General features: G+C 61.3%; 19 protein-coding genes. 5 read left to right on the top strand and 14 right to left on the bottom strand.

Annotated elements, in window-relative coordinates; all coding sequences use genetic code 11:
• Window positions 1-128: 128 nt before the first annotated feature.
• Entirely contained in the window at window positions 129-875 is a 747-nt protein-coding gene (locus tag ACIOYV_RS05500; RefSeq protein ID WP_054614910.1) for an SDR family oxidoreductase, read from the top strand.
• Window positions 876-998: 123 nt separating this feature from the next.
• On the opposite strand, the gene mapR is transcribed toward ACIOYV_RS05500, so the two are convergent.
• The 3 genes from mapR to ACIOYV_RS05485 form a co-directional block, all read right to left on the bottom strand.
• Window positions 999-2408 (bottom strand): GntR family transcriptional regulator MpaR, encoded by a 1410-nt coding sequence (mapR, locus tag ACIOYV_RS05495; protein ID WP_054046464.1) that lies wholly within the window; start codon window positions 2406-2408, stop codon window positions 999-1001.
• Between the two features lie 180 nt (window positions 2409-2588).
• Window positions 2589-4019 carry a cytochrome c oxidase accessory protein CcoG gene (gene ccoG, locus ACIOYV_RS05490; protein WP_401321544.1) on the bottom strand — a complete coding sequence of 477 codons (1431 nt, stop codon included), beginning with the start codon at window positions 4017-4019 and terminating at the stop codon, window positions 2589-2591.
• A gap of 195 nt (window positions 4020-4214) precedes the next feature.
• Window positions 4215-4448, bottom strand: coding sequence for a DUF3203 family protein (locus tag ACIOYV_RS05485; RefSeq protein WP_054046461.1), 234 nt, complete (start codon window positions 4446-4448; stop codon window positions 4215-4217).
• Window positions 4449-4569: 121 nt separating this feature from the next.
• Here ACIOYV_RS05485 and ACIOYV_RS05480 point away from each other — a divergent pair, with 121 nt between their 5' ends.
• Window positions 4570-5076, top strand: coding sequence for an MgtC/SapB family protein (locus tag ACIOYV_RS05480; protein WP_163909950.1), 507 nt, complete (start codon window positions 4570-4572; stop codon window positions 5074-5076).
• On the opposite strand, the gene ACIOYV_RS05475 is transcribed toward ACIOYV_RS05480, so the two are convergent.
• Window positions 5066-5230: a hypothetical protein gene (locus ACIOYV_RS05475; RefSeq protein WP_177331432.1), complete on the bottom strand. Its 165-nt coding sequence runs from the start codon at window positions 5228-5230 to the stop codon at window positions 5066-5068. The genes ACIOYV_RS05480 and ACIOYV_RS05475 overlap by 11 nt on opposite strands.
• Before the next feature lie 217 nt (window positions 5231-5447).
• Between ACIOYV_RS05475 and ACIOYV_RS05470 the strand changes: the two genes are divergently transcribed.
• The 3 genes from ACIOYV_RS05470 to glgB all read left to right on the top strand — a co-directional run bounded on the left by ACIOYV_RS05470 (window position 5448) and on the right by glgB (window position 13199).
• Window positions 5448-7445, top strand: a complete 1998-nt coding sequence (locus ACIOYV_RS05470) for an alpha-1,4-glucan--maltose-1-phosphate maltosyltransferase (RefSeq protein WP_401321539.1) — start codon at window positions 5448-5450, stop codon at window positions 7443-7445.
• Window positions 7446-7623: 178 nt separating this feature from the next.
• Window positions 7624-10971 (top strand): maltose alpha-D-glucosyltransferase, encoded by a 3348-nt coding sequence (gene treS, locus ACIOYV_RS05465; protein ID WP_401321537.1) that lies wholly within the window; start codon window positions 7624-7626, stop codon window positions 10969-10971.
• Complete coding sequence (glgB, locus tag ACIOYV_RS05460; protein ID WP_054614906.1) at window positions 10968-13199, top strand: 1,4-alpha-glucan branching protein GlgB; 2232 nt, start codon at window positions 10968-10970, stop codon at window positions 13197-13199. Before treS ends, glgB begins: the two co-directional genes overlap by 4 nt.
• A 132-nt stretch (window positions 13200-13331) precedes the next feature.
• On the opposite strand, the gene ACIOYV_RS05455 is transcribed toward glgB, so the two are convergent.
• From ACIOYV_RS05455 to ACIOYV_RS05410, 10 genes are all read right to left on the bottom strand, one after another.
• Entirely contained in the window at window positions 13332-14399 is a 1068-nt protein-coding gene (locus ACIOYV_RS05455; protein WP_401321534.1) for an autotransporter domain-containing protein, read from the bottom strand.
• Between the two features lie 323 nt (window positions 14400-14722).
• Window positions 14723-17422 (bottom strand): autotransporter outer membrane beta-barrel domain-containing protein, encoded by a 2700-nt coding sequence (locus tag ACIOYV_RS05450; RefSeq protein ID WP_401321532.1) that lies wholly within the window; start codon window positions 17420-17422, stop codon window positions 14723-14725.
• Between the two features lie 150 nt (window positions 17423-17572).
• Window positions 17573-18337: an endonuclease/exonuclease/phosphatase family protein gene (locus ACIOYV_RS05445; protein ID WP_054047686.1), complete on the bottom strand. Its 765-nt coding sequence runs from the start codon at window positions 18335-18337 to the stop codon at window positions 17573-17575.
• 253 nt (window positions 18338-18590) lie between these two features.
• Window positions 18591-19349: a PIG-L deacetylase family protein gene (locus tag ACIOYV_RS05440; protein WP_401321529.1), complete on the bottom strand. Its 759-nt coding sequence runs from the start codon at window positions 19347-19349 to the stop codon at window positions 18591-18593.
• A gap of 179 nt (window positions 19350-19528) precedes the next feature.
• Window positions 19529-20188 (bottom strand): glycosyltransferase, encoded by a 660-nt coding sequence (locus ACIOYV_RS05435; RefSeq protein WP_401321527.1) that lies wholly within the window; start codon window positions 20186-20188, stop codon window positions 19529-19531.
• Entirely contained in the window at window positions 20185-20784 is a 600-nt protein-coding gene (locus ACIOYV_RS05430) for an SAM-dependent methyltransferase (RefSeq protein ID WP_401321525.1), read from the bottom strand. Before ACIOYV_RS05430 ends, ACIOYV_RS05435 begins: the two co-directional genes overlap by 4 nt.
• Window positions 20781-21539 (bottom strand): PIG-L deacetylase family protein, encoded by a 759-nt coding sequence (locus tag ACIOYV_RS05425; RefSeq protein WP_401321523.1) that lies wholly within the window; start codon window positions 21537-21539, stop codon window positions 20781-20783. The genes ACIOYV_RS05430 and ACIOYV_RS05425 overlap by 4 nt, the downstream gene beginning before the upstream one ends.
• A complete protein-coding gene (locus ACIOYV_RS05420) occupies window positions 21536-22525 on the bottom strand; it encodes an acyl-CoA dehydrogenase (protein ID WP_401321521.1) in 990 nt (329 codons plus the stop codon). The genes ACIOYV_RS05425 and ACIOYV_RS05420 overlap by 4 nt, the downstream gene beginning before the upstream one ends.
• Window position 22526: 1 nt before the next feature.
• Window positions 22527-24686, bottom strand: coding sequence for a glycogen debranching protein GlgX (gene glgX / locus ACIOYV_RS05415; RefSeq protein WP_054046436.1), 2160 nt, complete (start codon window positions 24684-24686; stop codon window positions 22527-22529).
• Window positions 24687-24936: 250 nt separating this feature from the next.
• Window positions 24937-25278 (bottom strand): DUF2934 domain-containing protein, encoded by a 342-nt coding sequence (locus ACIOYV_RS05410; RefSeq protein ID WP_054046434.1) that lies wholly within the window; start codon window positions 25276-25278, stop codon window positions 24937-24939.
• Window positions 25279-25284: the final 6 nt, after the last annotated feature.

Genomic DNA, 25284 nt, shown 5'->3' with positions numbered 1-25284 from the left:
CTGACCCTGTAGGAGCGAGGCTTGCCCGCGAAGGCGTCCTCCCGTACACCACAGAGCCCATGCAAAACCCATCAATGACGGTTATTCTTGCCCCCGACTGCTTAAGCTTGAAACGGGGGAACGTCAGCATGGAAAAAGTCATCGTCATCACCGGAGGCAGCCGTGGCATTGGCGCTGCGACTGCATTATTGGCCGCCGAGCAAGGCTATCGGATCTGTATCAACTATCTGGCTGACGAAGTCGCGGCTCAGAGTGTGCTGGAGCAAGTCCGCGCCCTTGGTGCGCAAGCCATAGCGATACGAGCCGATGTCAGCATCGAAGACGAGGTGATCGCGATGTTCCACCGCGTCGACACCGAGCTGGGGCGGGTTACCGCGCTGGTAAACAACGCCGGCACCGTCGGGCACAAGTCCCGGGTCGACGAAATGTCCGAATTCCGTATTCTCAAAATCCTCAAGACCAACGTCCTGGCGCCGATCCTCTGCGCCAAGCACGCGATCCTGCGCATGTCGCCCAAACATGGCGGGCAGGGTGGCAGCATCGTTAACGTATCGTCGGTCGCGGCCCGCCTGGGTGCACCGAGCGAATACGTCGATTACGCCGCCTCAAAAGGCGCGCTGGATACCTTCACCCTGGGGCTGTCCAAAGAAGTGGCGGGCGAGGGGATTCGCGTCAACGCAGTCCGGCCTGGCTACATCTATACCGATTTCCATGCATTGAGCGGCGACCCGGATCGGGTCAGCAAGCTGGAGTCAGCGATTCCGATGGCTCGGGGCGGACGGCCGGATGAAGTGGCTGAGGCGATTGTGTGGTTGTTGTCGGATAAGGCTTCTTATGCGACCGGTACTTTCGTTGATCTTGGGGGTGGGCGTTAGTCCTTGAGGTTTGCGTTGCCGGAGCGGGCCTCTTCGCGAGCAGGCTCGCTCCCACAGTTGATCACATTCTCATGTGGGAGCGAGCCTGCTCGCGAAGGCGATAGCCCAGACGACATCGCACTGTCAGAACGACCTGACGATCCTGCCCAACGTCTCCATCGCCTTTTCCGCCGCCTCATCCCAAGGGCTGCCGTAATTCAACCGAATACAATTCCTGAAGCGCTGGGTCGGTGAAAAGATCGGGCCCGGCGCGATGCTGATGCCTTGAGCCAGCGCCATCTGAAACAACTTCAGCGAGTCCATCTGCGGTGGCAGTTCCAGCCACAGGAAATAGCCGCCGGCCGGTTGGCTGACGCGCGTCTGTGCCGGGAAATAACGGGCGATGGCGGCGAGCATGGCGCTTTGCTGTTCTTCCAGGGCGTAGCGCAGTTTGCGCAGGTGGCGATCATAGCCGCCATGTTGCAGGTAGTCCGCAATCGCGGCCTGGGCCGGCATCGAGGCGCAGAGTGAGGTCATGAGTTTCAGCCGTTCGATTTTCTGTGCATACCGCCCTGCGGCGACCCAACCGATGCGGTAACCGGGGGCCAGGCTCTTGGCGAACGAGCCGCAGTGCATCACCAGCCCCTCGGTGTCGAACGCCTTCGCCGGTTTCGGTGCTTGCTGGCCGTAATAGAGTTCGGCGTAGACATCATCCTCGATCAGCGGCACCTGATGGCTGCGCAACAACTCCACCAATTCCTGCTTCTTCGCCTCCGGCATGGTCGCGCCCATCGGGTTCTGGAAACTGGTCATGCACCAGCAGGCCTTGATCGGATGGCGTTCCAGGGTTTGCGCGAGCACGCCGAGGTCGATGCCGTCACGTGGGTGCACCGGGATTTCCACAGCTTTGAGCTTCAGGCGTTCCAGCACTTGCAGGCTGGCGTAGAACGCCGGGGCTTCGATGGCCACCAGATCGCCGGGTTCGGTGACGGCTTGCAGGCACAGGTTCAGCGCTTCGAGGGCGCCGTTGGTGATCAGCAGTTCTTCCATCGGCAACATCAGCCCGCCAACCATGTAGCGCAGGGCAATTTGCCGGCGCAGTTGCGGGTTGCCCGGCGACATGTCGGTAACCACCATGCGCGGGTCCATCTCCCGGGCGGCACTGGCCAGGGAACGGGACAGCCGTTGCAACGGGAACAGCGTCGGACTGGGGAACGCCGAGCCGAACGGCACGGTGGTCGGGTCCTTGATCGAGTCGAGGACCGAGAACACCAGTTCGCTGACGTCGACTTCAGTGGACTCGTTGACCTGGCTGCTGATCACCGGCTCCGAGAACGGGCTCGGCGCGTGGGTGTTGACGAAGTAGCCGGAGCGCGGCCGGGCGCGGATCAGGCCGCGACGTTCCAGCAGGTAATAGGCCTGGAACACCGTGGACGGGCTGACCCCGTAAGTCTGGCTGGCGTAGCGCACCGACGGCACACGCTGGCCGGGGCCGAGCACCCCGGAGCGGATCAGTTCAGCGATGTCATCGGCGAATTTTTCGTAGCGTTTCATCGGGTGCCTGGGTTCAAGTTATTCATGTGATGCGCCGTTGTGGCGAGGGGGCTTGCCCCCGTTGGGTCGCGAAGCAACCCCCTACATTTTTCCAGACATACCAAGCAGCCTGGTTTTACGACTGCTGCGCAGCCGAACGGGGGCAAGCCCCCTCGCCACAATGGCCGGCATCTTAACGGCTCAACGATTCATCGGCGCAACAAACCGGCTCTGGGCCACGCTGTAGATGTCCGGCTCATCGCTGTCGACAATCTTGAAACTGATCGTTTGTGAGCTGCTGCTCGGCCGTTCCGTGGTCATCGCCACCGACACCGGGACGTCGATAATCTCGCCCGGCGCCAGGCTCAGCTCGGTCTTGCCTTGCAGTTGGAAACCTTCGCCATCCTTCAGGCTCAGGCGGTAATCCTGGCGCTGCTGGGTCTTGTTGATGACTTTGAGGCTGTAGATGTTTTCGATCTGGCCTTCGCTGTTCTCGCGATACATGCCACGGTCTTTGGTGACGTCCAGCGACACCATCGGCCGTTCCACCAACGCCAATGCCAATGCGCCGATCATCACCAGCAACACGGCCGTGTAACCGATCAGCCGTGGCCGCAACAGGTGGGTCTTGCCGCCCTGCAATTCATGCTCGGAGGTGTAGCTGATCAGGCCGCGAGCGTAGCCCATTTTGTCCATGATCGAATCACAAGCGTCGATGCACGCCGCGCAGCCGATGCATTCCATCTGCAAGCCGTCGCGGATGTCGATGCCGGTGGGGCAGACCTGCACGCAGACCTGGCAGTCGATGCAATCGCCGAGGCCGACGTCCGCCGGTTTCACCTCGCGTTTGCGCGGGCCACGGTTTTCGCCACGGGCCACGTCGTAGGAAATGGTCAGGGTGTCCTTGTCGAACATCACGCTCTGGAACCGCGCATACGGGCACATGTGCATGCACACCGCTTCGCGCAGCCAGCCGGCATTGATGTAGGTGGCGCCGGTGAAGAAGATCACCCAGAACAGGCTGACGCCGGCCATTTGCAAGGTCAGCAGTTCTTCGGCTAGCGGCCGGATCGGCGTGAAGTAGCCGACAAAGGTCAGGCCGGTGAGCAGGCTGATGCCCAGCCACAATGTGTGCTTGGCCGAACGGCGCAGCAGTTTGTTCAGGCTCCACGGCGCAGCTTGCAGTTTGATCCGCTGGTTACGCTCGCCTTCGGTGATTTTTTCGCACCACATGAAGATCCAGGTCCAGGAGCTTTGCGGGCAGGTGTAGCCGCACCAGACCCGGCCGGCGAACACGGTGATTGCGAACAGGCCGAACGCGGCAATGATCAGCAGCGCCGAAAGCAGGATGAAATCCTGCGGCCAGAAGGTTGCGCCGAAAATGTGGAATTTGCTTTCAGACAAGTCCCAGAGCACCGCCTGACGACCGCCCCAGTTCAGCCATACGGTGCCGAAGAAGGCGAGGAACAGAAAACCGGCGCCGCTCATGCGCAGGCTGCGGTACAGGCCGGTGAAGCTGCGGGTGTGGATCAGATTGTCGCTGGATTTGGCCTTCATCTTTGGACGCGAAGGCTCATAGCGCTGGACTGCCGGGGCGCTTTCTACGGTTCGGACGGGGATTCTCTCGCTCATGGTCGTTCGCTCATCAGCCTCCATCAGGCGGGTGCACTATGAGCGGCGATCTGTTTGCATAACAGACTCAGGTATCGCAATAAAAAGCGGATCAGATGGATTTTGAACGAATCCCTGCGACAACTTGATGCACCCGCCAACGCAGGCTGCGGGCGCCTATCCCAGGCGTCCGCAGCGCTTGTTGATCCGGGTCAGTCAAATCACCGAATCACTGTCGGTGGCCTTCAAATGCTTACGACCGTCCACAGCGCCTGCTACGGTTAATGCGTCGGCTTCTGCTTCGGTAATGTAGACACGCTGGCCGTTGAGCTCCACGGCTGACATGGCTTTTTCCGAGTCGGTGATGATGGTGACGTCGGGGCACAGACGAATTTCTTCGCCGTTTTCGACAGTGAAAAAGCAGGTCTGGTTTTCGATGCGCACGGTCATGGGACTGTCCTTTTTTCAGCGGAGACTAAAACGTTAGGTCGCCCGGGACGGTCATCGTTCTGTGCAACCGATTAATGGTCGGCGTGGTCCACCTTCTATCAATCATTACAAGGACTGCGCCATGGACGCCTGGTGGCATGAAGTTTGGGTGACGCTGCAAGCGGAGTTCGCCGACGTTGGCGACGCTTCGCAGCTGACGCGCATTACCGTGCGGTTGCTGATGGCCGCTGTGCTGGGCGGTATTCTCGGTTTCGAGCGCGAGCAAAAGGGCAAGGCCGCCGGGGTGCGCACGCACATGCTGGTCGCGTTGGGCGCGGCGCTGTTTGTGCTGGTGCCGCAGATGTCCGGCTCCCAGGCGGATGCCATGAGTCGGGTGGTGCAAGGCGTGATCGCCGGGATTGGTTTCCTCGGCGCCGGGACGATTTTGAAGAACACCGAGGGCGACGAGGGGCACGTGAAAGGCCTGACCACCGCCGCCGGGTTGTGGATGACCGCGGCGATTGGGGTTTCCGCCGGGTTGGGGCGCGAAGCGACGGCGGTGCTCAGTACGTTGCTGGCATTGGCGATCTTCAGCGTCATGCCAGCGGTGGTGCGCATGCTCGACAGAGATCGTAGCCCTAAGGACTGACGATCACTGGCGGCATGGTGGCCGGTGGCTCTTCCATCGGCGGCGGGGTGGTGCCCGGCGGCTCTTGCTCGGGCACCGGGTCCGGCTCTGTCGGCGGAATCGTCGGGTTGTCGATGTTCGGATCTGGCGTTTCTGCGGGGATCGGTATGCTCATCGTGAAGCCTCCTTGTGGCACATGGCGTAACTCGTGCTTAAGTTTGTTGACCACCGCACAGAGGATTTGATTCCCGCTAATACTCAGGCAAATCCCCGTGAACTTTTACCGGCGCCTGTCGCTCGGAACCTAAGTGAGTTCATTCCGGGACAGAACGCCCCATGTGGATGGACATCAAGCAAAAGAGCGTCCTTGGGGCGTAAAGGAGAGATGCTCGATGATCGCTGAAAAACCGACCGAACTCAGTTACAACCCGCACATGCCGCTGTCGCAGGCTTTATTGCTGCCGCGCATTGCGATTGAAAACGTGATGCCGACCCTCGATGGCGGACTGTTTGCCGTCAAAGCCGTGGTGGGTCAGGACGTGCTGGTCACCGGCAAAGTCTTTGCCGACGGTCACGACAAACTGGCCGTGCGCATCCGCTGGCGTGGCGAGGGCGAAGAATCCTGGCACAGCGAAACCATGGCAGACCTGGGCAACAATGGCTGGGAGGGCCGGTTCCGCGTCGAACGCCAGGGCCGTCATGTGTTCTGCATTGAAGCCTGGATCGATCAGTTCGCCAGCTTCTGTTATGAGCTGGAAAAGAAACACACAGCACGCGTGCCGGTGAGCCTGGAACTGCAGGAAGGCCGGACCATGGTCCAGCAAGCCGCCGAGCGCAGCGAAGGGCAACTCAGCGAACAACTCGCCGGGCTGCACCATGAATTGTCCGCGCTGCTCGAAACCGAGCAGGTCGCGTTGTTCCTGCACCAGCGTAGCGCCGACCTGATGGCCGAGGCCGATCACCGCGCGTACCTGAGCCTGAGCCAAGAATTCCCGCTGGATGCCGAGCGGGAAATCGCCCAGTTCGCCAGTTGGTACGAGTTGTTTCCCCGCTCGATCACCGACGATCCGGCTCGTCACGGCACGTTCAACGATGTGCACTCGCGGCTGCCGATGATCCAGGACATGGGTTTTGACGTGCTGTATTTTCCGCCGATCCACCCGATCGGCCGCAGCTATCGCAAAGGCCCGAACAACTCGCTGACTGCCGGCCCTGACGATCCGGGCAGCCCGTACGCGATCGGTAGCGCCGAAGGTGGCCACGAGGCGATTCACTCCGAACTCGGCACCCGCGAAGACTTCCGCAGGCTGGTGGTTGCAGCGGCGGACCATGGGCTGGAAATCGCCCTCGACTTCGCGATCCAGTGTTCCCAGGATCACCCATGGCTGCAACAGCATCCAGGCTGGTTCAACTGGCGTCCCGACGGCACGATCAAATATGCCGAGAACCCGCCAAAGAAATACCAGGACATCGTCAACGTCGACTTCTACGCTGCCGACGCGATCCCCAGCCTCTGGGTGGAATTGCGCGACATTGTGGTCGGTTGGGTCGAGGAGGGCGTGAAGATCTTTCGCGTCGACAATCCGCACACCAAACCGCTGCCGTTCTGGCAATGGCTGATAGCCGATGTGCGGGCGCTGCACCCGGAAGTGATCTTCCTCGCCGAAGCCTTTACCACCCCGTCGATGATGGCGCGCCTCGGCAAGGTCGGTTACTCCCAGAGCTACACCTACTTCACCTGGCGCAACACCAAGGCGGAGTTGGCGACCTACTTCAGCGAACTCAACGAGTCGCCCTGGAGTGAGTGCTTCCGGCCGAACTTCTTCGTAAATACCCCGGACATCAACCCGGCGTTCTTGCACGAATCCGGGCGCGCCGGTTTTCTGATTCGCGCGGCACTGGCGACCATGGGCTCCGGCCTGTGGGGCATGTATTCGGGCTTCGAACTCTGCGAAGCCGCGCCGATCCCGGGCAAAGAGGAATACCTAAACTCCGAGAAGTACGAGATCCGCCCTCGGGACTTCAATGCGCCGGGCAACATCATTGCCGAGATCGCCCAGCTCAACCGCATCCGCCGGCAGAACCCGGCGCTGCACACGCACCTGGGGCTGAAGATCTACAACGCCTGGAACGACAACATCCTGTATTTCGGCAAGCGCAGCGCCGATGGCAGCAACTTCATTCTGGTGGCCGTCAGCCTGGACCCGCACAACGTCCAGGAAGCCAATTTCGAACTGCCGCTGTGGGAAATGGGCTTGCCCGATGATGCCCAGACTCAAGGCGAAGACTTGATGAGCGGCCATCGCTGGACGTGGTACGGCAAGTACCAGTCCATGCGCATCGACCCGGCCCACCAGCCGTTCGGGATTTGGCGGATTACCACTTCCTGAAAACACCGCGTTCCCTGTGGCGAGGGAGCTTGCTCCCGCTCGGCTGCGTAGCAGTCGCAAACCCGGCGATCGCGGTGCATTTGACGAACTGCATGGGGTTGCTGCGCAACCCAGCGGGAGCAAGCTCCCTCGCCACAAAGAGCCGAAGTGGCTCTATTGAATTCAACAGGAGTTTCAAATGGCGAAGAAACCCAAGGCCACAACGTTCATCAAGGATCCGCTCTGGTACAAGGACGCTGTGATTTACCAGGTTCACGTTAAATCCTTTTTCGACTCCAACAATGACGGGATCGGCGACTTTCCCGGTCTTATCGCCAAACTCGATTACATTGCCGACCTGGGCGTCAACACCATCTGGCTGTTGCCGTTCTATCCTTCGCCGCGTCGCGATGACGGCTACGACATCGCCGAATACCGTGGCGTGCACCCCGACTACGGCACCATGGCCGACGCCAAGCGTTTTATCGCCGAGGCGCACAAGCGCGGCTTGCGGGTGATCACCGAGCTGGTCATCAACCACACCTCCGACCAGCACGCCTGGTTCCAGCGTGCGCGCAAGGCCAAGAAAGGCTCGGCGGCGCGGGACTTCTATGTCTGGTCCGATGACGATCAAAAGTACGACGGCACCCGCATCATTTTCCTCGACACCGAAAAGTCCAACTGGACCTGGGACCCGGTCGCCGGCCAATACTTCTGGCACCGCTTCTATTCCCACCAGCCGGACCTTAACTTCGATAACCCGCAAGTCATGAAAGCGGTGTTGTCGGTGATGCGTTACTGGCTGGACATGGGCATCGACGGCCTGCGCCTGGACGCGATCCCGTACCTGATCGAACGCGACGGCACCAACAACGAAAACCTGCCCGAGACCCACGACGTCCTCAAGCAGATCCGTGCCGAAATCGATGCCAATTACCCGGACCGCATGTTGCTGGCCGAGGCCAATCAATGGCCGGAAGACACGCAGCTGTACTTCGGCGATACCGATAAAAAAGGCCTGAACGGCGACGAATGCCACATGGCGTTCCACTTCCCGCTGATGCCGCGCATGTACATGGCGCTGGCCCAGGAGGACCGCTTCCCGATCACCGACATCCTGCGCCAGACCCCAGAGATCCCGGCCAACTGCCAGTGGGCGATTTTCCTGCGCAACCACGATGAGCTGACCCTGGAAATGGTCACCGACAAAGAGCGCGATTACCTGTGGAATTACTACGCGGCCGACCGTCGGGCGCGGATTAATCTGGGGATTCGCCGCCGTCTCGCGCCATTGATGGAGCGTGATCGCCGCCGTGTGGAACTGCTCAACAGCCTGCTGTTGTCGATGCCCGGCACGCCGACGATGTATTACGGTGATGAAATCGGCATGGGCGACAACATCTACCTCGGCGACCGCGATGGCGTGCGCACGCCGATGCAATGGTCCATCGACCGTAACGGCGGCTTCTCCCGCGCCGACCCAGCCAGCCTGGTGCTGCCGCCAATCATGGACCCGCAATACGGCTACCTGTCGGTCAACGTTGAAACCCAGGCCGGCGACCCGCATTCGCTGCTGAACTGGACCCGACGCATGCTTGCCGTGCGCAAGCAATCCAAGGCCTTCGGGCGTGGCACGCTGAAAATGCTCTCGCCGAGCAACCGGCGGATTCTGGCGTATACCCGTGAATTCACCGGCACCGATGGCAAGCACGAAATCATCCTCTGCGTGGCCAACGTGTCGCGCAGTGCGCAAGCGGCCGAACTCGACCTGTCGGCCTACGCCGGCATGGTCCCGGTGGAAATGTTGGGCGGTAACGCCTTTCCGCCGATCGGCCAGTTGAATTTCCTCCTGACCCTGGCGCCGTACGGCTTCTATTGGTTTGTACTGGCAGCGGAGAATCAAATGCCGAGCTGGCACGTGGAACCGGCGCAAAGCCTGCCGGACTTCACCACTCTGGTGCTGAAGAAACGCATGGAAGAACTGCTCGAAGCGCCGTCTCGCGGCACGCTGGAGCAGGGCATCCTGCCGAACTGGCTGCAAAACCGTCGCTGGTTCGCCGGCAAGGATGCGACGATCGAGCAAGTCAATATCGCTTATGGCGTGCGCTTCGGCGATCCGCAGCATCCGGTGCTGCTGAGCGAAATCGAAGTCACCAGCGGCGGCCAGACCAGCCGTTATCAATTGCCGTTCGGTTTTATCGCCGAAGATCAGGTCGGTGCGCCGTTGCCGCAACAACTGGCGCTGTCCCGGGTTCGACGCGGGCCGCAGGTCGGCTTGATCACCGACGCGTTTGCCTTGGAGAACTTTATCCGCGCGGTGGTGCAGGGCATGCACAGCAACACCGTGTTGCCGTCCGATGGTGGCGAAATCCGTTTCGAACCGACCGCGCAACTGGCCAAGCTGGGCCTGACGGCGGAATCCGAAGTGCGTTACCTGTCCGCCGAACAGTCCAACAGTTCGGTGGTGGTCGGCAAAGGCATGGTGCTCAAGTTAATCCGCAAAGTCGCCTCAGGCGTGCACCCGGAACTGGAGATGAGCGCCTACCTGACCAACGCCGGGTTCGCCAACATTTCGCCGTTGCTGGGTTCGGTGATTCGCCGCGACGCTCAGGGCGAAGACAACCTGCTGATGATTGCCCAGGGCTACTTAAGCAATCAGGGCGATGCCTGGGAATGGACCCAGAACAACCTCGAACGCGCACTGCGCGATGAAATGGCCGATGCCATGTCCGAGCAGGAGCAGCACTACAACGCCTTGGGTGAATTGAAAGATTTCGCCGGCATGCTCGGCCAGCGTCTGGGGGAAATGCACGTGGTGCTGGCTTCGACCACCGACAACCCGGATTTCGCCCCGCAGGTCACCACGGAGAAACAAGCCCTGGCCTCGGCCAAGGACGTGGCGGCGCAACTGGAACATTCATTGAAGCTGCTCAAGCAGCATCAAAACGAATTGAACCCGGCGGACAAAGCACTGGTCACTCGCTTGCTGGACAACAAAAAAATCATCATCAGTCATGTCCAGGAACTGGGCAAAAAGGCTGCCGGTGGTTTGCGCATTCGGGTCCATGGCGATTTGCATTTGGGCCAGGTGCTGGTGATCAAGGGCGATGCTTACCTGATCGACTTCGAAGGCGAGCCGGCACGGCCGCTGAGCGAACGTCGCGGCAAGCACAGTCCGTATAAGGATGTCAGCGGCGTGTTGCGTTCCTTCGACTACGCCGCCGCGATGGCGATCAACGTGCACAACGTTGACAACACCGCCGATGCCCAAGCGGCGCGGCAACGGGTGGCTGATCGCTATCTGAATGAAGCACAACAGGCATTTATCGACGCTTATCGGTTGGCGGCAGCTAGTCTTGCTCATGCGTGGCAAGATCCTGAAGGCGAGGATGCCGCGCTGGCATTGTTTGGCCTGGAGAAGGCGGCCTATGAGGTGGCTTATGAGGCGGAGAATCGCCCCACTTGGCTGCCGGTGCCGCTGCACGGTTTATATGGGTTATTGAGTGGGCTTAAACCCTTTTCCGATCTTGGTGGAGAGTATTCATGAGTTTCTCGAACAAGGAACAGGGGCATCACAAAGAAGCGCTGTTGCCCAAGGCGCGTGACATTGACGCGCTCGTACGCGCCGAACACCACGATCCGTTTTCAATCCTCGGCCCTCACGCCGACGACCATGGCGGCCAATTCATTCGTGCCTATCTGCCTGACGCCCTGAGCGTTCAGGTATTGGCCAAGGATTCCGGCGAAGAGCTGGGCAGCCTTGAAGCCACCCAGACGCCGGGGCTGTTCGTCGGCCACTTCGACCGGGCGCAGCCGTATGTGCTGCGTACCCGTTGGGCCGGTGGCGAGCAAGTCGCGGAAGATCCTTACAGCTTCGGGCCGCTGCTCGGCGAGATGGACCTGTACCTGTTCGCCGAAGGCAATCACCGCGATCTCAGTGCCTGCCTCGGCGCGCAACTGAAGAACGTGGATGGCGTCGATGGCGTGCGGTTTGCCGTGTGGGCGCCGAATGCGAAGCGGGTGTCTGTGGTAGGTGATTTCAACGTCTGGGACGGTCGCCGTCACCCGATGCGCCTGCGCCATCCGACCGGCGTCTGGGAGTTGTTTATCCCGCGTCTGCAAGCAGGGGAAGCGTACAAGTACGAAGTCCTCGGCTCGCAAGGGATTCTGCCGCTCAAGGCTGACCCGATGGCCCTGGCCACGCAATTGCCGCCGGACACCGCCTCGAAAGTCGCTGCGCCGCTGAGCATTGATTGGCAGGATCACGAGTGGATGCAGGCTCGCGCTGACAAGCACAAGCCCAGTGCACCGCTGTCGATCTACGAATTGCACGCCGGTTCGTGGCAATGCGAGCTGGATGATCTGGGCGAAGTCGCGCGCCAGTACACTTGGCACGAATTGGGCGAACGGCTGATTCCGTATGTGAAGGAACTCGGTTTCACCCACATCGAACTGATGCCGATCATGGAACACCCGTTCGGCGGTTCCTGGGGTTATCAGTTGCTGTCGCAGTTTGCCCCGAGCGCCCGTTACGGTTCGCCGGATGACTTCGCCGCCTTCGTCAACGCCTGCCACCAGGCTGACATCGGCGTGATCCTCGACTGGGTGCCGGCGCATTTCCCGACCGATACCCATGGTCTGGCGCAGTTCGACGGCACGGCGCTGTATGAATACGCCAACCCGATGGAAGGTTTTCACCAGGATTGGGACACGCTGATCTACAACCTGGGCCGCACCGAAGTGCACGGCTACATGCTGGCGTCGGCGCTGCACTGGCTCAAGCATTTCCACGTCGATGGCCTGCGGGTCGATGCTGTGGCGTCGATGCTTTATCGCGACTACTCGCGCAAGGCCGGCGAGTGGGTGCCGAACCGCCATGGCGGTCGCGAGAACCTGGAAGCCATCGACTTCCTGCGTCACCTCAACGACGTGGTCAATCTCGAAGCGCCGGGTGCGCTGGTGATTGCCGAAGAATCCACCGCGTGGCCAGGCGTGAGCCAGGATACGCAACAGGGTGGCCTCGGTTTCGACTACAAGTGGAACATGGGCTGGATGCACGATTCGCTGCATTACATCCAGCAGGATCCGGTGTATCGCGCGCATCATCACAACGAACTGAGTTTCGGCCTGGTCTACGCCTGGTCCGAGCGCTTTATCCTGCCGATCTCCCACGATGAAGTGGTGCACGGCAAGCATTCGCTGATCGACAAGATGCCCGGCGACCGCTGGCAGAAATTCGCGAACCTGCGCGCTTACCTGAGTTTCATGTGGGCGCATCCGGGCAAGAAGCTGTTGTTCATGGGCTGCGAGTTTGGCCAGTGGCGCGAGTGGAATCACGATCAGCAACTGGACTGGTACCTGTTGCAGTACTCCGAGCACAAAGGTGTTCAAAAACTTGTTGGCGACCTCAACCGGTTGTACCGCGAAGAACCGGCGCTGCACGATCAGGACGATGCGCCGCAGGGCTTCCAGTGGTTGATCGGCGATGATGCGGTCAACAGCGTCTATGCGTTTATGCGCTGGAGCAAGGATGGCCGGCCGGCGTTGGTCGTGGCCAACTTCACGCCAGTGCCGCGTCAGGCTTATCGCATCGGCGTACCGTTCGCCGGGCGCTGGACCGAGCTGATCAACAGCGATGCCGACACCTATGCCGGTTCCAACTATGGCAATGGCGGCGGGGCGTTTACCGAGGAAGAGCCGAGCCATGGCCAGGCACTGTCGCTGGTGTTGAACCTGCCGCCGTTGGCGGTGTTGATCCTGCGGCCGGAGGGTTGATCCTCTAGCACCGCGTCGCTCCCTTCGCGGGCAAGCCTCGCTCCTACAGGTTGGAATGCATTCCAAATTGTAGGAGCGAGGCTTGCCCGCGAAGGCGTCAGCCCAGGCAAACCATCTCCTGAAGCCTGATCCTCACCACCGCATCCGAACCCCCAGACTCCCGATCAATCCATTCAAATCGTTGTCATCCACATCACTGCTGTAATCGGCACTGACGTACAGGCTGACTGTGGGCGAAACCCTGGCGACCAGGCCCAAACCCAATTCGACCGTAGACGAATTGCGGCTGCTGCTGATCTTGTCCACCTGGTCCAGCGTTAGGGTATTGCCGGTGTAGACCGTGTGCCACAAGTTGGTCCGCACATAGGGTTCGACCGGCAGGCCATTGATGGCGTAACTACCTTTCAACCGCGCACCGACCCGGCCGCTCCAGGAGGACAGGTCGCTGGAGCTCGCGTTGTTGGCGCCGGCATAAGGCGTGTCCAGGGTGATGCGCTGATTGATCAATTGCGCCTGGGGTTCGACTACCCAGTTCTCACCGAGGCCGATGGGGAAGCCACCTTCCACCGACACGGTCATCGCGCTGCCCTCGGCGGTTTGCCGCATGCCCTGGGCGTCACGGCTGTAGCCATTGACCCGGCCACCGCTGGCGGTCAAATCCACGTGCCAGCCTTGGGGCCCGGTCAGACTCCAGTAGGCGCCGAGGCTTTGACCTTGCAGGTTGAGGGTGTCATTGCCGGGGTCGACCATCGCGCGACTGGTCAGCAGACCATCGCTATTGCCCTGGTACTGGCTGATGCCGCCGATCAGCCCGACCCGCTGCACATGACCACTGCCGCTTTGCAGGGTCAGCAGGGCCGGACCTTTGAAATCATCTGAGCCGGGGGTCGCAAACCCCGCGGACTGTACATCGGTCTGGGCCTGGCGTGACGCCTGCCCATAGAGTTGGTCCCAGGCCGCCGGTGCGGCGTCTTCGGTGGTCAAGTGTGTACTTCGCAAGTCCGGGCTGAAGGTGTAGCGGCCCGGGTAGGTGGCGGCGACATTGGGCAAGGTCAGTGTCGGGACCTCCTGGCGATACCAGGGGGCGGTGTCATCCTCGGCAGGGCCGGCCTGTACGTCCATCGACGAACAGAGCAGGAGTGTGCTCGAGACGGTGCAAAAAGTGATTTTGATCTCTTGTGGGGTGAATGAAGTTTTCATGGAGGTCTACCTTGCACACGCATGCCGTTCTCGCTTTTGGCGTCTCTCCTACCCCGAATGAGGGGCGACCGAATGGAGTGGGGCAAGCCTGTGGCCGCCCGTTTTAACGGGTGTCTGAAGGTTTGTCCCGGGTTGTGTTTCCGGGGGTAGTAACGTGTAGCTAAGAAGACCCGCGACCCTGCGTCAAGAAAATGGCCGATAAGTGGTAGGGCTATTTTAGCGATTACAAGTGTCTGTTTTCCGGCGTGTCCATAAGTGATTGTTTGTACAAAAAATCATCAGCAAACCGTTGAGACACGCGTTTTTGATAGTTGGCTAAACACCTACCAACTCATCCTGATATCCAGGTTGCCGACGACGCCACGCTGCTGATTGCTGTCAATATTGCGGGTGTAATCGGCACTCGCGTACACGCTGACGGAGGAGGCGAGGCTCAGGATCACTCCGACACCAAGATCGGCGCTGGAGGATTTCTGTTGGCTCTCGATCCGGTCGACGTGATCGAAGGTCACCGTGTCGGTTCCGGAAAAGGTCTGCCACAGATTGGTCCGCAGGTACGGTTCGAGCGGCCGGCCACTGAGTTCGTAGCGACCCTTGAGACGAGCGCCGAGGCGGCCGGTCCAGGCGCCGTCCGAGTCGAAGGACACCCGGGAGATGCCGTCATCCTGGCTGTCCAGGTAGATTTTTTGGTGGATCACTTGCGCCTGGGGCTCCACCACCCAGTTGCCCGCCAGCGCGAGCGGGTAGCCAGCCTCGGCCGAGAGCGTCAGGGCGTGGCCACGGTTGTCGAGTTTGAGGCCGCGTTCGGAACGGTTGTCGCTGTCGAACCGGGTGCCCATGACCACCGTATCGACGTACCAGCCCTTGGGGTCGGTCAACGTCCAGTACACACCATAACTGTCGCCTTCCAGTTCGACACTGCCGGCGCGCTTGCCTTCAAAACCTTGGTTGAAACCATCGACATCGCCCTGCAAACGGGTGTGGCCGACAAAGATGCCTATGCGCTGGGTTTGCCCGCCCGAGGTTTGCGAGCTGTACAGATCGTTGCCCACCTGAAAACCGTTCAGCGAACCGTTGAGGCGTGGCGTCACCGTGCCCGCCCAGGTCTGGTCGAAGTTCTTGCCATAGACCCGTCCCCAACCGGCGCCGAATGCCCCGGTTTCGGTGAGCAGGCGCTGATCGCCCTGACGATCATGGAACGTGCCGAGGGCGCTCAGGGTCAGTTGCGCGGCGGCGGGTGGCAACACAGACCAGGTCGGGACTTCCGGGCGGTACAAGGGGATCGGCGCCGCGCCCGGTATCGCGGCAGGCACTACCGGCAGCGGCGAACTGCCGACCGGAGCCGCCGGTACCGTGATCAGGATCGGTGGCAGCGCTGGGTCAGGGTTGGGAATGCTGATGACCGTCGGCGTCGCGGCGGCCGCAACCAGGATCGGAGGCAAAGTCGGGTCGGGGTTGGGAATGCTCACGATCGTTGGCGTCTCGGCTGCCACGGGTGTCGCCGCGAGCGGAACGATGATCGGTGGCAAGGCCGGATCGGGATTGGGAACGCTTATGACCGCTGGTGCGACCACCGCCGACCGCAGGTACCAACTGTTCTCGGTGCCCACGGTCACCCCACCCTTGAACAGACGGTAGTCGTAGGCGCCGGCGGATATCGGACCGCTAAGGACAAACGCGCTGTTCTCGCTGACGGCCGTGCCTTGGGCCAACACCAACGGAATGCCGTTCTGTTGGGTCAGGCCGCCGAGGCCGCCGAGGTTGCTGACACTGATCACAGTGCTGCCGGTCAAGGTGCCGTCATTGACCACCAGTTTGTCGCTTGGGGAATTGTCGTCGCCGATCACACTTTGCAACAGCAGTTGGCCGTTGTTGCCGACGTAGTTGCCTTGCACCGTCAGGCTGTCGTCGGTGCGGCTGTTACTGCGCATGAGGTCAATCACACCGGCGTTGTTCAACGTCGCTAACTGGCCGGCGGCGAATGGCCGAATGTTGCCCTGGACGGAAGTCAGGGTGCTGCTGCCGTCGATGTTGAACACGCCGGTGCCACTGGCGCTGTCGCCCAACACCAGGTTGCCGGCGAGGTCGAATTGCGAGCCGTTGCTCAGGTTGACCGTTTCCCAGTTGATATAGCGCGCGGCGCTGGAGGTTGTGGTGTGGTCGAAGGTCAGCAGATCGTTTCCGGGGCCGCCGTCGAGGCTCGGCGTGAAGGCGAGGGTGCTTTCGTCCAGATTGCTCAGGGTTGCGCGGTCATTGCCGTCGGCCATCAGGATCGCCGAGCGAATAATCCCGCCGCCATTCCAGATCAGGCTGTCGTCGCCGGTACTGGCGCGGATTTCGCCAACGATCTCGCCGCCGGTCACGGTGATGCTGTCGTTGCCGCCGCTGACGCTGAGGTTGCCGCCGATGCGTCCGCCCGAGACGATGATGGTGTCGGTGCCGAAACCGGTTACCAGGTTGCCGAGAATCTGCCCGCCGGACAGGTCGAAAATATTGTTGTCGAGCTTCATGTCGACCCGGCCGATGCTGCCGCCGGTCATCCTCGCCACGTCGCCGTCCTCGAACGCGCCGTTGATTGTGCCGCCAGTCATCAGGAACGTGTCGCGACCGTCGCCCTGGGCGAGGGACTGGATCGTCCCGCCACTCATGACGAAATCATCGATGCCATTACCTTGGCTGACGGCGCCAGTGATCTGCCCGCCCGTGATGCGCAGGCTGTCGTTGCCGTTGCCCAGATCCAGTGCGCCGGCGAGGGTGCCGGAGTCCATCTGCACCGAGTCGATACCGGCGCCGAACGTCACGTTGCCGTTGACGCGCCCGGCGCCGTTGGCGGGAAAGCTCAGGCTGTTGTTGCCCGCCAGGTCGGTCAATGGGCCGCTGGTGCCGCTGTCGCAGATGAAGGAGTCATTGCCGGACGTCGGCGTGAGCGTGCAACTGGCGTAAGAGATTTGGGACCCGCCAAGGCATAAGCAGGCTGAAGCAATCCAGACCCCGTACTTTGGTCGTTCTGTCGAAGAAATCATGCTCGTCTCCCCACAGTGCCGGCCAAAGTGCGTTTGGCTGTGCGGTGGTCCGATATGGACAGGCACAGCGTAGCAACCGCCTTACAGCGTCGCTACTGTCAGACATGACAGGTGGAGGGGCAGCGTTGATCAATCAGGTCGTGGGGCTGATCACAGATGCACTTCAACCGCCAACGGCAAATGATCCGACAGATGCGTCCAGGGCTTATTACCGAGTATTCGGGGGTTATGGCTGCTGGCATTGCGCAGGTAGATCCGGTCCAGGCGCAGCAGGGGGAAGCGCGCCGGGTAGGTCTTCGCGGGCCGGCCATGATGACGTTCGAAGGCTTCATGCAGATAATCGCGCCGGGCGAGGGCGGCATTGCCTTGCAACTGCCAGTCGTTGAAATCACCGGCGATGATCACCGGCGCATCGTCGGGCAGGGATTCGAGCAATTGACAGAGCAACTGCAACTGTAACTGGCGATGGCTTTCGAGCAGGCTCAGGTGTACGCAGATCGCATGCACTTCGGCGTGCCCCGGCACGTCCAACACACAGTGCAGCAAGCCGCGGCGCTCGGGGCCGGTGATCGAAACGTCGAGGTTGCGGAATTCACGAATCGGGTACTTCGACAGCAGCGCATTGCCATGGTGACCGTCGGGGTACACCGCGTTGCGGCCGTAGGCGAAATCGCTCCACATGCTGTCGGCGAGGAATTCGTATTGCGACATCTGCGGCCATTCGTTGTAGCGGGAAGAGTGCCGCTCGTGTTCACCGACCACTTCCTGCAGAAACACCAGGTCCGCCGAGGTACTGCGCACCGCCTCGCGTAGCTCTGGCAGGATGAAACGCCGGTTGAGCGCGGTAAAGCCTTTGTGGGTATTGACCGTCAGCACTCGCAGTCGATGAATCGCTGTGGGGGTGTTCAGTGGCATGGTCTTGAGCGAATCGCTGGTCACGTTGGCTCCTCTAAATCAGGGCTGCTCAAGTAATGCGACTGATGCGGGGGCGGGCAGTTCAGCCCGATTGCCGGGATAACGTGGATAAAGCAGCCATCGCAGATCAACTGTGGGAGCGGGCTTGCTCGCGAAGACGGAGTGTCAGTCGCCGTTGATGGTGAATGTGCCGGCCCCTTCGCGAGCAAGCCCGCTCCCACAGGGGTACATCGTTGTTTGGAGAATAGCGCTCTCAGACAAACACGATTTCATACGGCAATCGTATCCGTTCCAGCAGCGCCCTGGGCAGTAGCGGGGCGATGCCGATGGCGGGTTCGCCGTCGAGCTGGCTGGCGTAGGCATGGGTGGCGTGGCTTTTACGGGCGATGGTCCAGGTGTCCAGACGGACCTTGCGCGCCCGGTGCCATGGGATCTGCCCTTGCTCGCGCATCGGCCAGTGCCAGGCCCAGACCGGGATTTCGTGGTACGTCACACCGACAATCGCCGCCGCCCTGGCGGCAGCCCGGCCCACCGCATCATGGTCATCGATGCCGTCTTCACTCCAGGTGCTGAACACCACGTCCCCCGGTCGCAGGTAGCGTGCGATGTAGTGGCTCAGTTGTTGTTCGCGTTCAGCCAGGGCGTTATCAGTGAAGCCGCCACGAATCCATTTCAGGCTGTGCATCGGCAAACCCAGACGGCGCAAGGCTTCGACACTTTCCTGGGGGCGGAACACGCTCAGGCGTTTCTCCGACCACTGCTGCGAGCCTGGGTGGCTGGCGCTACCGTCGGTAATCGAGATCAATTGCAAGGGGTGGCCGAGGGTGGACAACAGCTGCAGCAAACCGCCGCACATCACCACTTCATCGCCGGGATGGGGGGCGATCAGCACGGCGCGTGCGCCTTCGGGAACCAGGGTCTGGGTGTTGATCACCGGGATGTTGTCGAGTTGCGGCGCGTTGTTCCAGATCTGTGAAGGCAGGGTACTTTCGTTGAGGTAAACCGGTTTCATGGGTTACGTCCTTGTTGTGTCTCGCCCTCAGTCATGCGTTGCTTGATTTCAAGCCTGGCAGACCCGTGAAGGCTGGTTGATAGCAATGTGCCGCGCTCCGAACCCTGGATTGCAGCGAACAAGAGTATTGCTCATACAACGGTATTCGTCGCCTCACTGTTGCATCTGATCCGGTTTTTTTACTCGACTTGCACCATGTTCCGCAAAAAATCACCGAAGCCACCCCGGGCCCGACTGTCCAGACGCGCGCTGGTCAGCACCTGTGGCTGGTGGCTCCAGGCGATATTCGCGCCACAGAGTTCTAGCTGCCGCACCAGTTGCACATCCTCATCGCAGGCCAGCGGCTCGAAGCCGCCAGCACGCTGATACGCCTCGGCGCTGATGCCCAGGTTGGCGCCGTGGATGTGCCGGTGACCGTCCCGGGCCTGGTAATGCTGGTGATAGCGAATTTGTGCCGGCTCATCGAAATCGGCGTGCCATTGATCGACCGTGACCGTGCCGCACACCGCATCGGCACCCAATGCCAGTTGCGCCACCAGCCAGTCCTTTGAAACCAGGCTGTCGGCATCCGAGCAGGAAATCCAGCGCGCGCCCTGTTCCAGCAGATAACGCGCCCCGGCGGCCCGGGCTTCCCCGACATTACGGGCTTCGATCTCCAGGCTGTGCACCGGGTATTGCGCGACGATCTGCGCCGAGCGATCGGTGCAACTGTCGAGCACCACCAGCACCATCACCGGTTCGCCCTCCAGCCGCTCATGGCAACCGGCGCGCAGGGCTGCGCGGATGCAGGGTTCGAGCAAGTCTTCTTCGTTGTGCGCCGGGATCAGGATTCCAATCATCGCAAGCCCTCCAGAGCCGCCACGGAGCGGGGTTCTCGGCTCCAGAGTTCCAACAGAAAATCCGCTTCCTGATGCAGGACCAGGCGCGGCAAATGCAAATGTTCGTGGAGCAGGTCATGGACCTGGCGGGCGTTCAGCGGGCAGCCGTCGATGGGCGGGCGCCAGTGGCAGGCCAGCAGTTGGCCGTCGGCGGTCAGCGATTGTTCGGCCAGGACGATCAGGCGTTTGAGGTCGTCGGCGTCCAGGTAGTAGCCGATCTCGCTGATCACAATCAGGTCGAATTTTTCTTCAGGCCACTCGCCCGGCAAACGGCTTTGGCGGACTTCGGCGTGGTCGAACAGGCTCAGGCGTGTACGGGCCAGTCCGACGGCGGCGGCTGCGGTGTCGCAGCACAGCAGACGATCGCAGCGGCTGGCCAGTTCAGCGCTCAGTTCACCGTTGGCGCAGCCCGGTTCGAAGATCGCGCGGTAATGCGGCCGGGGCAGGGCGGCGAGGGTGATCGCACGTTTGCGTTGTTCGTACCAGCGTTGGCGAAACGCCCAAGGGTCGTCGTTGCCCGAGAACAACCCGTCGAAATAACGATCCTCGACACTCATAGAAACACCACTTCAAACGGTTGCAGCAGTCGGTCCAGCACATAGGGCGCCAGAACGGGCGGCAGGCCGACTTGCGGATCACCTTCCAGTTGACTGGCGAAAGCATGGATGGCGTGGCGCTTGCGGGCGACCAGGTGCGGGTCGAGCAGAATCTTGCGTGCGCGATCCCAAGGTACAAAGCTGTCTTCCGGGGTTGCCCAGTGCCAGGTCCACACGGGGAGTTCATGCAAACTCGCGCCGACCCGATTGGCCGCGTCGGCACTGGCCCGGCCCACGGCTTCGTGGTCGCAATGGCCGTCTTCACGCCAGGTGGTGAAGACCACGTCGTCGGGTCGCAAGTGACGCTCGATGAACGCGCTCAACTCGGCTTCCCGCGCCGCTACCTGACTGTCGGCAAAACCGCCACGCAACCATTTCAGGCTGTGCAGTGGCAAGCCGAGCCGGCGCAGGGCTTCGGCGGATTCCTGCGGCCGCACGGCGCTCAAGCGTTCTACGGGCCAGCGCCGGGAGCCCGGGTGACTGGCGCTGCCGTCGGTGACCGAGATCAACTGCAACGCCCGGCCAGCGTCGGCGAGCAGTTGCAGAAAGCCGCCGCAGCCGAGCACTTCGTCATCCGGGTGTGGGGCGATGATCACGGCGCGCGAGCCTTCGGGCACCAGATCCAGAATGTCGATCACCGGCAATTGCGCCAGTTGTTGGGAGGTTTGCCACAGATGCAGCGGCGTGCCTTGGCCGACGATGGGGTTGGCTTTCATAGCGTCCACCCTCCGCTGACCACCTGTTCGCCGAGGGCGGCGAGGTCCCGTTCAGCGTGGCTTTGGCGCAGGAACACCGGCAAATCAGCGATCAATCGGGCGAACTGTCGATCCTTGCAATAAGGCCCGGCACCGAGGGCATGGCCGACGTGCTGGATGACGAGTTCGGCGCTGTGCTCGACCACCGCACGAGCGCGCCGGGCGAGTAATTCGGCGTCTTCCAGCGGCGTAGCGTCGATGGTCAAGGCACTGACCCGCAACACTTGCGCTGCTGCATGCAACGCACTGTCCACCGCGCCGAGATGCGCCAGGGCATGCGGTTCGGGTCGTTGCGCGCAGTGACGGCGCAAGCGCACGGCAATGCTCTGCGCCGCGCCGTACCAGCACGCGGCAATCCCGATCCCGCCTTGCCAGAAACCTGGCCGTTGCAAATAGTCGCCGGGGTTGCCGATGGCTTGGGCTTCCGCACCTTCGAACAACACTTCGACGCTACCGGTGGCGCCCATGCCCACGGCATGCCAGCCGTCAGCGGTGACGTTCACCCCCGGCTGATCCAGCGCGACCGCGACCAATTGCTGGCGGTCCTGATCATCCCAAGCGGTGAGCAAGGCATGGCTGAGTACCGCCGCGCCGGAGCACCAGGCCTTGCGTCCATTGAGTAACACCATGTGCCCCGAAGGGCTGACCCGAACCTTGGCTTGCGGCGGTTCGGCGGCCCACATGCCCCAGGTGCTGGCGGGAGTCGGCGAGCCACCGAGTTGCTGGATGATCGCCAGCGCGTCGGTGTGCCCTTCGTATAATTTGCACAACCCGAGGTCGTGGCCACCGACCTCGGCCAGGCGCTGGAAGCGTTCCAGCGTCTCGCCACTGCCGGGCAGCGGAAGCTGGTCGAGACCAGCCTCCACCAACGCCCGCAGGCAACGGCCTAGCGCCTGTGTATCGGCGTAGTCCGTGGGCTGCTGTTGCAGAAACGTCTGAAGGTCCATTTCACTCTTCTTCCTCATGCTGCAATTCGAACAGCAGCAGCGAGCGGCCGGTGACCGAATATTCGTGACCAAACTCGAAGCGTTCCTGACCGCGAATCGACGGCTGGTTGGTGTCGATCATGCAGGTCCAGTGACCGCCGTCCGGGACTTCCGGCAAGGTGAAATTGACGATGTCGTGGTGCGCGTTGACCACCAGCAGCAACGTCGCATCGCCACCCTTGCGGCGGATCCCGGTTTCCTGAGCGCGGCCGTCAAGCAGCATGCCCAGGCAACGACCGTGGGCTTCCTGCCATTGTTCGGTGCTCATCTCGCTGCCATCCGGGGCCAGCCAAGTGACATCCTTGACGCCGATGTCTTCGTTGTAATTGCCGACCAGGAAGCGTCCGCGTCGCAGGATCGGATAGGCCAGGCGCAACTTGATCAGGCGTTTGACGAACTTGAGCAGCGCCTTGCCGTCTTCGCTCAGATCCCAATTGACCCAACCGATGTCGCTGTCCTGGCAGTAGGCGTTGTTGTTGCCGTCCTGGGTCCGGGCGAACTCGTCACCGGCGACCAGCATCGGTGTACCTTGGGACAGCAGCAGCGTGGCGAAGAAGTTGCGCATCTGGCGCTGACGCAGTTCGTTGATCTCGGGATCGTCGGTCGGGCCTTCGACGCCATGGTTCCAGGACAGGTTGTTGTTGCTGCCGTCCTGGTTGTTTTCGTCGTTGGCTTCGTTGTGCTTGTCGTTGTACGACACCAGGTCGTTGAGGGTGAAACCGTCGTGGGCGGTGATGAAGTTCACCGACGCATACGGACGCCGTCCACGCTGGTTGAACATCTCGCCGGACGCGGTCATGCGGCTGGCAAAATCCGCCAGTTGGTTGTCATCGCCTTTCCAGAAGGCGCGCACGGTGTCGCGGAACTTGTCGTTCCACTCGACCCAGCCCGGCGGGAAGCCACCGACCTGATAACCACCGGGGCCGCAATCCCAAGGCTCGGCGATCATTTTCACCTGGCGCAACACCGGGTCCTGTCGGCAAGCAACGAGGAAGCTGTGGCGCTCGTCGAAACCGTCGTGGTAGCGCCCGAGAATGGTCGCGAGGTCGAAGCGGAAACCGTCCACGTGCATTTCCGTGGCCCAGTAGCGCAACGAGTCGGTGACCATTTGCAGTACGCACGGGTGACTCAAATCCAGGGTGTTGCCGGTGCCGGAATCGTTGATGTAGTAGCGCTTGTCATCGGGCATCAAGCGGTAGTAGGAGGCGTTGTCGATACCGCGCATCGACAGGGTCGGACCTTGTTCGTTGCCCTCGGCGGTGTGGTTGTAGACCACGTCGAGGATCACTTCCAGATTGGCTTCGTGCAGGTGCGCGACCATCTCCTTGAACTCGGCGATCTTGCCGCTGGCCAGATAGCGCGGGTCCGGGGCGAAGAAGGCGATGCTGTTGTAGCCCCAGTAATTGGTCATGCCTTTGTGCAGCAGATGCTGGTCGTTGACGAAGGCGTGGATCGGCAGCAATTCCACGGACGACACGCCGAGCTTGCGGATGTGTTCGAGTACGTCATCGACCATCAACCCGCCGAAGGTGCCACGCAGATTCTCGGGGACGGAAGGGTGACGCATGCTGATGCCGCGCACGTGAGTCTCATAAATGATCGTCTTGTCCCACGGCACGCTGACGCGATGGTCGTTGCCCCAGGTATGCGCCGGGTCGATGACTTTGCATTTCGGCACGAACGGTGCGCTATCGCGCTCATCGAAACTGAGGTCGGCGTCAGGGTGGCCGATGGTGTAGCCGAACAGCGCTTCGGACCATTTCAACTCACCAACCAATTGCTTGGCGTACGGGTCGATCAGCAGTTTGTTGTGGTTGAAGCGATGGCCGTTGGCCGGGTCGTAGGCACCGTAGACACGGTAGCCGTAGATCAGCCCCGGATGGGCGTCGGGCAGGTAGCCGTGGTAGATCTCGTCGGTGTATTCCGGGAGCTCAATGCGTTCCAGTTCGACTTCGCCGGCGTCGTCGAAGATGCACAGTTCAACCTTGGTGGCGTTGGCGGAAAACAGTGCGAAGTTAACCCCCAAACCATCCCAGGTCGCGCCCAGCGGGAAGGGCAAGCCTTCACGAATTCGCGAGGCCTCGGCTTGAGGTTCTGGCGCGGCTTTTTTTGGATTGGTCATAAATGCTCCTGCAAATGGGGTACGAGTACGGTGATGTCAGTCGGTCTGGTGCAGACCCTGTGGGAGCGAGCCTGCTCGCGAAAACGGTGTGTCAGCACCATCAATGCCGGCTGACAGGTCGCTTTCGCGAGCAGGCTCGCTCCCACAGGGATTGCAGTGTTTCAGTTCACGAAGCTCTTTATTCCGGGCGAGTGCGCCCACAGTGGCGAGTGAACTCGCCACGAGATCAATCAGGACAAGGCGTGAAGCGTTAAACCGTTGGCGGTTTTTTCGCGGCGCGTGGTTTTTTCTCGGGGGCCTTTTCACCCGGCGGGGTTACTTTGGCGGCCGCAGCAGGTTTGGCCTTGGCTTTGGACGCCGCAGCCTTGCCATCGGCCTGACCGTTGAGCTTGCTGTCAGCCTTGGCGGCAGCCGGTTTGGCCGCAGCAGCCTTGCTGCCGGCAGCTTTCGGAGATTTCTTCGGCGCCAGGGCTTCGGCTTCGGCCAGCTTGCGCGCCATCTCCCAGTGGCGCTCTTCCTGGCCTTCGGGTTTCCCTTCCGACTCCCAGATTTGATAGGCAAATTCGCGAACGCGTTTATCTTCGGTACTCATCGCAAT

The sequence above is a fragment of the Pseudomonas sp. NPDC087342 genome, from assembly GCF_044744265.1.
Lineage (GTDB): Bacteria > Pseudomonadota > Gammaproteobacteria > Pseudomonadales > Pseudomonadaceae > Aquipseudomonas > Aquipseudomonas nunensis.
The sequence above is the reverse complement of the archived record's forward strand: the minus strand, read 5'-3'. Positions and strand labels throughout refer to the sequence as shown.